This window comes from Actinophytocola sp. (genome assembly GCF_036002505.1).
GTDB lineage: Bacteria > Actinomycetota > Actinomycetes > Mycobacteriales > Pseudonocardiaceae > DASYTH01.
Genome location: NZ_DASYTH010000258.1, coordinates 1 through 7,525 on the forward strand (window position 1 = coordinate 1; position 7,525 = coordinate 7,525).

Consider the following 7,525-nt stretch of genomic DNA (forward strand, 5'->3'; position numbering starts at 1 on the left):
GGCGTTGCGCTGCCCGTCCGGAAATGTGCAGGATGGTGGCGACTTCCAGATAGGCGAATTCGTCGCCTTCGTGAGCGCGGGTGTAGTCGGCCAATTGCTGCAACTCGACGGCTTGGAGGTGTCCGATCATGGTGCGGGTGAGCGCCGCGTTCCCCAGAAAGTCCTCGGGTGCGGTGAATACCTCATCCTCGATCAGGATCACACCGCCATTCTATCGAATCCCATCGACAGGATTCGCGGCAGTTCACCCTATCGTGTTCATGATTTTTTGCGCGGAGCGCCCCCTGCCAACCGGCAGCCCCAAACGAAACCGGCACCGGCGGGCGGCACGGCGCCAGAGGCGGCGCCGTGCCGCTTCTTTTGTTTTTCCTCATCTAAATTTTAATGTTTTAGAAAGGCGACCATCACCTGCCAAGAGCGGGAGGCGCCCAACCCCGCGTCCAGCCCACCCAAGCCGCGCCGGCCAATACCCCTTGGGGCCCCACGGAACTGGTTGTTTCGCCGATGCGACACCGGTGCCGACACGACCACGGTGGGCTCACTCATCTGCCGTGCTCAGCCGGCACGCTCCCCGGCTGAGCTAGCCCACCGCGGAGGTTCCAGTGAGTGTCCACAAGCAACAGATTAGAGGCTGTCCAGTTGCCCATACCGGTGGCGCCGGGCGGGACGAGGGCGCCGGGCAGGCGCCGATCCTGGGCCGCCGGGTGTCACGGCGCGGTGTCCTGCGTGGCGGTGGCGCGCTCGCCGGTGCGGCCGGAACGCTGGCGCTGCTGGAGAACCTGGCCTGGATGCCGGAGCGGGTGGCGTGGGCGGACGAGGTCGCGGCGTTCCCGGACGTGCAGTTCGAGCTTGCGCCGTTCATGCCGCCGGCGCAGACCATTGACGGGGTGCCGGTGGCGCTGCCGCCGGTGCACACCGCGTTTGTCACCGCGCGGCTGGCGTTCCGGCCCACGAACGGCGACCAGATCCGCATGGAGTCGGCGCTGCGCACGATCGAGACCACGTATCCCTATTCGCCAGCCGGTGTGTTCACACATGTGGCCTACAGCGACAACTACTTCAACCGGCTGCCGGACCTGGTGGTCGCGGCGGCGATGCCGCGGACGTTGTCCGGCAACCAGCCGGTGTTGAAGCGTGCGGTGCCGGGGCCGACCGATGTGGCGGCCGGAAACCGGGTGCTGGAGTTGCGCCGGGCCGAGTTCAACGTGCCGGTTCGGTTGGAGAACAACGATATCCTGTTCACGGTGCGCAGCGACAACCCGGGCATCGTGGCGGACGTGGTGAACTGGTTGTCCGGCAGCGACTCGTTGAAGGGCCATTTCGAACCGTCGCCGCGGTTCTTCGCCGGGATGACGATCACCTCCAGCCGGGCCATGTTCGTGCAGCGCGGGCTGCCGCGGTCGATCGCGAACAGCCAGAGACTGCCGTTCGCGTCGTTCGTCAACCCGAACTCGCCGATGTGGATGGGTTTCGCCGATCAGCAGGTGGACGCCAGCGCGCCGGCCCGGAATGTCACGTTCGTGGGCGGCGGCGGGATCAAGCTGACCAACTCGCAGGCCGGCAACTACTTCGACAACGGATCGATTCAGCACCTGTCGCACGTGCTGCTCGACCTGCAACAGTTCTATGTGGACGGTCGGGACCCCGATGAGGGCGACGTCCGGGAGCCGTTCAGCGAGCGGCTGCAGTACATGTTCGAGTCGCCGGAGCAGGTGCGGGAGGACGCGGACCCGTTCACCGACGGCGGCGGCCCGCGCAACCTGGGCACGCGGGGTGCGTTCCTGCCCAACGTGTTCCGCGGCGCGGGGTACGCCCGGCAGAGCGCGCAGCAGTTCGGCCGCATGGGGCACATCTCGCAGCTGCACCGGTCCGGCCGGACCTCCGACGGGAAGCCGATCCACCTGCGCATCGACGGTCCCGGGTTCGACGCGATGGACACCACCACCGGTCGCAACACGCCGAAACTGCAGTTCTCCGGGTACTTCCCGAGTGCCGACTTCTTCGCCACGCTGCGCCGCAACCAGGCGTCGGTCGACCTGCTCGACGAGTTCGACCTGGAGGAGGAGGACCATGGCATCGAGCGGTTCATCACCGCCACCCGCCGGCAGAACTATCTGATCCCACCTCGCCGGCACCGCGCCTTCCCACTCATCGAGTTCACCTGAGCCGGGAGTGCGATGAAGGGGGCCTTCCTCTCGCTGGGCGTGAGCAAGGCCCCCTTCATCGCCCTTCGTCCAGCAGCGCCTCGTCGAGGGGCACGAGGCGCTGCTGGAGCCCGAAGATCGCGGCCTGGGTGCGGTCGGAAAGACCCAACTTGGTGAGGATGCTGGACACGTGCGCCTTGACGGTCTCCTCGCTGATCGTCAGCAGCCGCGCGATCTCCCGGTTGGAGCGCCCGCGGGCGAGCACCGTGAGCACCTCGACCTCGCGGGGGGAGAGCTGGTCGAGGGGCTTGCGTCGGGTGGCGACCTCGCGGACCTCGCGCACCAGCCGGGCGGCGATCCGGGGCTCCAGCACGCTTTCCCCGCGCGCGGCGGCCCGCACCGAGGCGACCACCTGGTCCACGCCGGCGGTCTTGGGCAGGTAGGCGAGCGCACCCGCGCGGACCGCGGCGATCAGGTGCTCGTCGTCGGTGGACGAGGTGAGCATGAGCACCTCGGTGGCCGGCCGGTCCTGCTTGATCTCGGTCAGCACACTGATCCCGTTGGGGCCCGGCATGAACAGGTCGAGCAGCACCACGGTCGGCTCGAGCGTGCGTACCGCCTGGATGGCCGCGGTGCCGTCGGCGCACTCGCCGACCACCTCGATGCCGTCCTCCTGCTCGAGCAGGAACCGCAGGCCCTGGCGGACCAGCTTGTGGTCGTCCACGATCAGCACCCGGATCATGGCCGGCGCCTTGGCAGTCTGATGTGGACGGTCGTGCCGCGGCCCGGGGTGGAGTCGACCCGGAACTCGCCGCCCAGCTCGGCGGCCCGCTCGCGCATCAGGGACAGGCCCATGCCGTGCCGTTCGGCCGCCCGCTCCGGGTCGAACCCGTTGCCGTCGTCGGTGACCGACACGGTCACGTGCTCCTCGTCTCCATCGAGCATCACGGTGATCCGGTTCGGCCGGGCGTGCTTGACGGCGTTGGCCAGCGCCTCCTGGACGACCCGCAGCACCGCGTGCTCGGCCGCGGAGTCCAGCTCCACCTGCGCCAGCTCGGCGATCACGGCGACGCCGAGCCGGTCGCGGTAGGCCTGGCACAGTTCCTCGATGGCCGCGTTCAACCCGGCGTCCTGCAACGCGACCGGCCGCAGCTCCAGCAACAACGCCTGCATCTCGTGCATTGTGCCGGTCGCGGTCCGTTCCATGGCCTCCACCTGGGAGTACAGCGGGGAGTCGGCCGGCAGCGCGCGGCGCAGGCCACCGGCGAGCAGGCGCAGCGAGAACAGGTCCTGGGAGATCGAGTCATGCAGCTCGCGGGCGATCCGGGCGCGCTCGCCGGCGCTGGCCAGGTGCCGCTCGGCGGTCATCGCGTCGGCCAGGCGTGCGGCCATCCGGTTGAAGCTGGTTTCCAGCTGGGTGATCTCGTCCGACCCGGACACCGGCACCCGGTGCTGGTACTGCCCGTCGGCGACCGCGACCGTGCTCGTGGCCAGCCGCCGCAGCCGGCGGATCAGGGGCCGGGCGGAGAGCAGCCCGAACACCACCCCGACCGGCAGCGCGCCGATCAGCACCAGCACGCCGCCGGCGAGCTGGCTCATGAGGCTGTCCCACGGGTAGTCGCTCTTGCTCGGGGCCACGTCCTTGGCCGCCGCCATCAGCTCGGGCGTCAGGGGCGCCTGCACGTAGACCGTGCCGATCGAGCCCTGCCGCGGTATCGGCTTTCCGGCGCCCTTGTCGAGCAGGCCGGGCTTGATGGTGAAGCTGAACACCGGCGCGACCGCCATCAGCACCTCGCCGTTCGACATCTTGACCTGCCCGTCGGCCGGCGCCCCACCATCGGCGAACTTGAGGATCGCGTCCACCGGCAGCGCCCCGACCCCGGGCGTGCCGACCCGGCCGCCGACCGGGTACCGGGCCGGATAGGACGAGGCCACGATGGTCAGCTCGGGGTCGAGCAGCAGGGCGAGCGACACCGGTCGGCTGTCGTCCTGCGCGGTGCTGATGAACGGAATGCGCACCCCGTTGTCCCGGACCTGTGCCCCTCCGGCCGGAACGTCCGGTCCCTGCTCGCCGAGCTGGATCTCCTTGTCCGACGGCAGATGTTCCAGCCGGGCATAGAGGTTCCCGGCGACGGTCGCGTACTCCAGCGCGGTGCGCTGCACGACCGCGCTCGCCCCGGCCTCGGGTGGCGCCTCGAGCGCGGGCGAGATCAGCAGCGCCACCACGATCTCCACCAGGAGCACCGCCGCGGCCGTGACCAGCAGGTACGACGCCGTCATCCGGCCCCGCAGGCCCCAGCGCTTCATCCGCCTCACCCGCCCATTCTTATGCGGTGCGCAGCGCTTCGGTGGGTGAAAGGTGCGCGGCGCGCAGGGCGGGGTAGAGGCCGGCGAGCGTGCCGATGACGGCGGCCGCGGCCAGGCCGGCGCCGACCGCGCTGAGCGGGATCAGCGTCTGCCAGTCGTGCTGGCGGGCCAGGACGTAGGTGATGCCGGTGCCGAGCAGGACGCCGACCGCGCCGCCGGCGGTGCCCAGGAGCAGCGACTCGATCAGGAACTGGCCGGCGACGTGCCGGCGGGCGGCGCCCAGAGCGCGCCGCAACCCGATCTCGGAGCGCCGTTCGAGCACCGAGACGACCATGACGTTGGCGATGCCGATGCCGCCGACGAGGAGCGCCACCGCGCCGAGGCCGAGGAACAGCGTGGTCGTCGAGCCGGCCACGGCCAGGCGGGTGGCCAGCGCGTCGGACGGCCGGCTGACCCGGACCTGCGAGGGGCTGCGCGGGTTCGCCGCGCGGGGGAGCAGGCTCGCGGCGGCGCTGGTGCGGTCCGGGTCGGTGCGCACGTAGATCCGCGTGGGGTGGCCGTCGAACCCGAAGTCCGCGGTGGCGACCGGCGCGCCGATCAGCGCGGAGTGGTCGATCTCCGGCGCCAGCTCGAACGGGGCCAGGATGCCGATCACGGTGTACCAGCGGCCGCCGAGCCAGACCCGCGGGTTGCCGGCGAGGTCGGCGACGCCGAGGGTGTGCGCGGCGGTGTTGCCGAGGACCGTGGTCGGGTACTGGATGGTGGCCTCGTTGAGGAACGTGCCGCGCATCAGCCTTCCGTCCAATGTGGACAACAGGCTGGGATCCGTGGTGCGGACGGTGGTTCCGCCGTGCCGGAAGGACTCGACCTGGTCCGAGCGGTACACGTGCTGGCTGGCCAGCTCGCTGGTGGCGGTGGCGCCGACCACGCCCTCGGTGGCCGGGACCATGCCGGCCGCGGTGGTGGGCAAGGGGACCTCGGGGCCGTTGCCGTTGTTCGCGGTGAGCGAGAGCAGGTTGGTGCCCAGCGCGTCGATGCGGGCGAGCAGGTCGGCCTGGCTGGAGCGGGTCACGCCGAGCACCGCGACCAGCGCGGCGATCCCGATGGCCACCCCCAGCAGCGACAGCACGGCGCGGACCCGGCGGGTGCGCAACCCGATGGTGGCGACCGGAAGCAGGTCCGCGGCGCGCAGCCGGGACGTGGGCAGGGTGGTCATGAGGCGGTGTCCTTCACCAGGTGGCCGTCGCGCAGCTCGATGCGGCGCCGGGCGGCGGCCGCGACGGTGTGGTCGTGGGTGATGATCACGATGGTGGTGCCGTCGGCGTTGAGCTCTTGGAGTAGAGCCAAAATCGCGGCGCCGGAGGCGGTGTCCAGGTTGCCGGTGGGCTCGTCGGCGAGCACCACGGCGGGCCGGCCGATGAGCGCGCGGGCGATGGCCACCCGCTGCCGCTCCCCGCCGGAGAGCAGCCGGGCCCTGTGTCTGACCCGGTGCCGGAGGCCGACCCGGTCCAGCGCCGCCTCGGCCTCCTGGCGGCGGCGCTTACCGGGGACGCCGCGGTAGAGCAGGCCGGTGGCCACGTTGTCCACCGCGGTGAGGTGCTCGAGCAGGAAGAACTGCTGGAACACCACGCCGAGGCGGTGCGCCCGCAACCCGGAGAGCCTTCTGTCGGAAAGGTTCTCCACGGGTTGGCCGGCGATGCGCACCGAGCCCGAGGTCGGCCGGTCCAGCCCAGCGGCGAGGTTGAGCAGGGTGGTCTTGCCGGACCCGGACGGCCCGAGCACGGCCACCAGCTCTCCACTGTGGACGGTCAGGCTGATCCCGGCCACGGACACCACCGGCGGGCTGCCCGGGTACACCTTGCGGGCGTTTTCCAGTTCCAGCACGGCGTTCATGGCGCCGGCACCTGGACCAGCTGGCCGACCGTGAGCTGGCCGGAAACCTCGACCGTGCCGTTGGTGCTGTCGAACAGGCCCGGCGTCACGGTCTGGTAGCCGCCGGACTCCAGGCGCACCTGGTAGCCGCCGCCCGGTTTGGCCAGCAGTGCGGTCACCGGCACCAGCAGCACGTTCTGCTTGGCCCGGGTGGTGATCGCCACCTGCACCGGGGCCTGGTCCAGGTCGGCGGCCGTGGGCGGCAGCGTGGCCTGGATGGTGATCGTCACCGAGGACGACGGCATCTCGCCGTTGTTCTGGTTCGGGCCGTTCTGGTTCTGATTCTGGCTCGACGCGACCGCTACCCGTCCTATCTTCACGACCGTGCCCGGCACCGGCGCCGAAGAGCTCAGGGAGACCTGTACCGGGTCGCCGGCGTGCACCGAGCGCTGCCGGTCGGTGGTCAGCTGCGCGGTGATCACCTTGCCGGTGGAGGTCGCCGAGAACACCGGCGCGCCGGGGCCCAGCGGTGCGCCGGCCGCCGCCGTGGCCTGGCCGACGCGCAGCGGCACCGGGGCGAACACAACCGTCCCGAGTGGAAGGACGCCGGTGCGCTGCGCGGCCGGCAGCCCCCACGCCGCCTGCCACCGCTTGACGGCGGCCACGGTGTCGGCGGTGAACTTCGCGTCCACCTTGCCCGGCCGCATCCCCAGCGCGGCCAGGTTCTCCTCCAGCTGCTTGACATCCGGGCCGTCCGGCATGCCGGTGCCGAAGTCCCGGTACGCCGGCAGCGTGCCGATCAGCAGCCGCACCGGCTCGTTCGCCACCGCGTACAGCGACCCGCCACGGTCCACAGTGGATCCGGCTTCGGCCACCCAGGTGGTGATCCCCGGGGTTCCCTGGTGTGCCACCGAGTACGAGCCGTCGAACCCCAGCGTGCCGGCGATCTGCAGCCGCTCGGTCACCGTGCCCCGGCTCACCGCCGCCGTGGCGGTGGCGATCTGCCCCGATGAGGAGGCCGCCCGCGGGCGGTTCACGACCGCCTGCCAGACCCCGACCACGGCCACCACCAGTACCGCCACCGCCACGGCCATTCCGGCCCAGCGCACCGTGCGCCGGCCGCGCCTGCGCTCCGCGTTCGTGCTCATCAGTTCTCGAACCCCGATCCGGGAACGTGGAACTGCTCGCACGCCTGCAACGCG

General features: G+C 71.0%; 7 protein-coding genes. 1 reads left to right on the plus strand and 6 read right to left on the minus strand.

Annotated features, from left to right (window positions below; translation table 11 throughout):
- A partial coding sequence (locus VGR06_RS22805) for a hypothetical protein (RefSeq protein WP_327561139.1) occupies positions 1-202 on the minus strand: 202 nt, incomplete at its 3' end.
- 502 nt (positions 203-704) lie between these two features.
- Here VGR06_RS22805 and VGR06_RS22810 point away from each other — a divergent pair.
- A complete protein-coding gene (locus VGR06_RS22810) occupies positions 705-2,165 on the plus strand; it encodes a DUF7405 family protein (RefSeq protein ID WP_327561140.1) in 1,461 nt (486 codons plus the stop codon).
- 55 nt (positions 2,166-2,220) lie between these two features.
- On the opposite strand, the gene VGR06_RS22815 is transcribed toward VGR06_RS22810, so the two are convergent.
- Genes VGR06_RS22815 through VGR06_RS22835 form a run of 5 tightly spaced genes read right to left on the minus strand, consistent with a single transcriptional unit; the run spans position 2,221 to position 7,471 of the window.
- Positions 2,221-2,886 (minus strand): response regulator transcription factor, encoded by a 666-nt coding sequence (locus tag VGR06_RS22815; protein WP_327561141.1) that lies wholly within the window; start codon positions 2,884-2,886, stop codon positions 2,221-2,223.
- A complete protein-coding gene (locus tag VGR06_RS22820) occupies positions 2,883-4,451 on the minus strand; it encodes a HAMP domain-containing sensor histidine kinase (protein ID WP_327561142.1) in 1,569 nt (522 codons plus the stop codon). Before VGR06_RS22820 ends, VGR06_RS22815 begins: the two co-directional genes overlap by 4 nt.
- Before the next feature lie 19 nt (positions 4,452-4,470).
- Positions 4,471-5,667, minus strand: coding sequence for an ABC transporter permease (locus VGR06_RS22825; RefSeq protein WP_327561143.1), 1,197 nt, complete (start codon positions 5,665-5,667; stop codon positions 4,471-4,473).
- Positions 5,664-6,344 carry an ABC transporter ATP-binding protein gene (locus VGR06_RS22830; protein ID WP_327561144.1) on the minus strand — a complete coding sequence of 227 codons (681 nt, stop codon included), beginning with the start codon at positions 6,342-6,344 and terminating at the stop codon, positions 5,664-5,666. Before VGR06_RS22830 ends, VGR06_RS22825 begins: the two co-directional genes overlap by 4 nt.
- Positions 6,341-7,471, minus strand: coding sequence for a peptidoglycan-binding protein (locus VGR06_RS22835; RefSeq protein ID WP_327561145.1), 1,131 nt, complete (start codon positions 7,469-7,471; stop codon positions 6,341-6,343). The genes VGR06_RS22830 and VGR06_RS22835 overlap by 4 nt, the downstream gene beginning before the upstream one ends.
- Positions 7,472-7,525: the final 54 nt, after the last annotated feature.

Bases quoted from the DNA above. Each gene is read 5' to 3' on its own strand.
- VGR06_RS22830 (WP_327561144.1), bottom strand. From the start codon at position 6,344: ATGAACGCCGTGCTGGAACTGGAAAACGCCCGCAAGGTGTACCCGGGC.
- VGR06_RS22835 (WP_327561145.1), bottom strand. From the start codon at position 7,471: ATGAGCACGAACGCGGAGCGCAGGCGCGGCCGGCGCACGGTGCGCTGG.
- VGR06_RS22815 (WP_327561141.1), bottom strand. From the start codon at position 2,886: ATGATCCGGGTGCTGATCGTGGACGACCACAAGCTGGTCCGCCAGGGC.
- VGR06_RS22825 (WP_327561143.1), bottom strand. From the start codon at position 5,667: ATGACCACCCTGCCCACGTCCCGGCTGCGCGCCGCGGACCTGCTTCCG.
- VGR06_RS22820 (WP_327561142.1), bottom strand. From the start codon at position 4,451: ATGAAGCGCTGGGGCCTGCGGGGCCGGATGACGGCGTCGTACCTGCTG.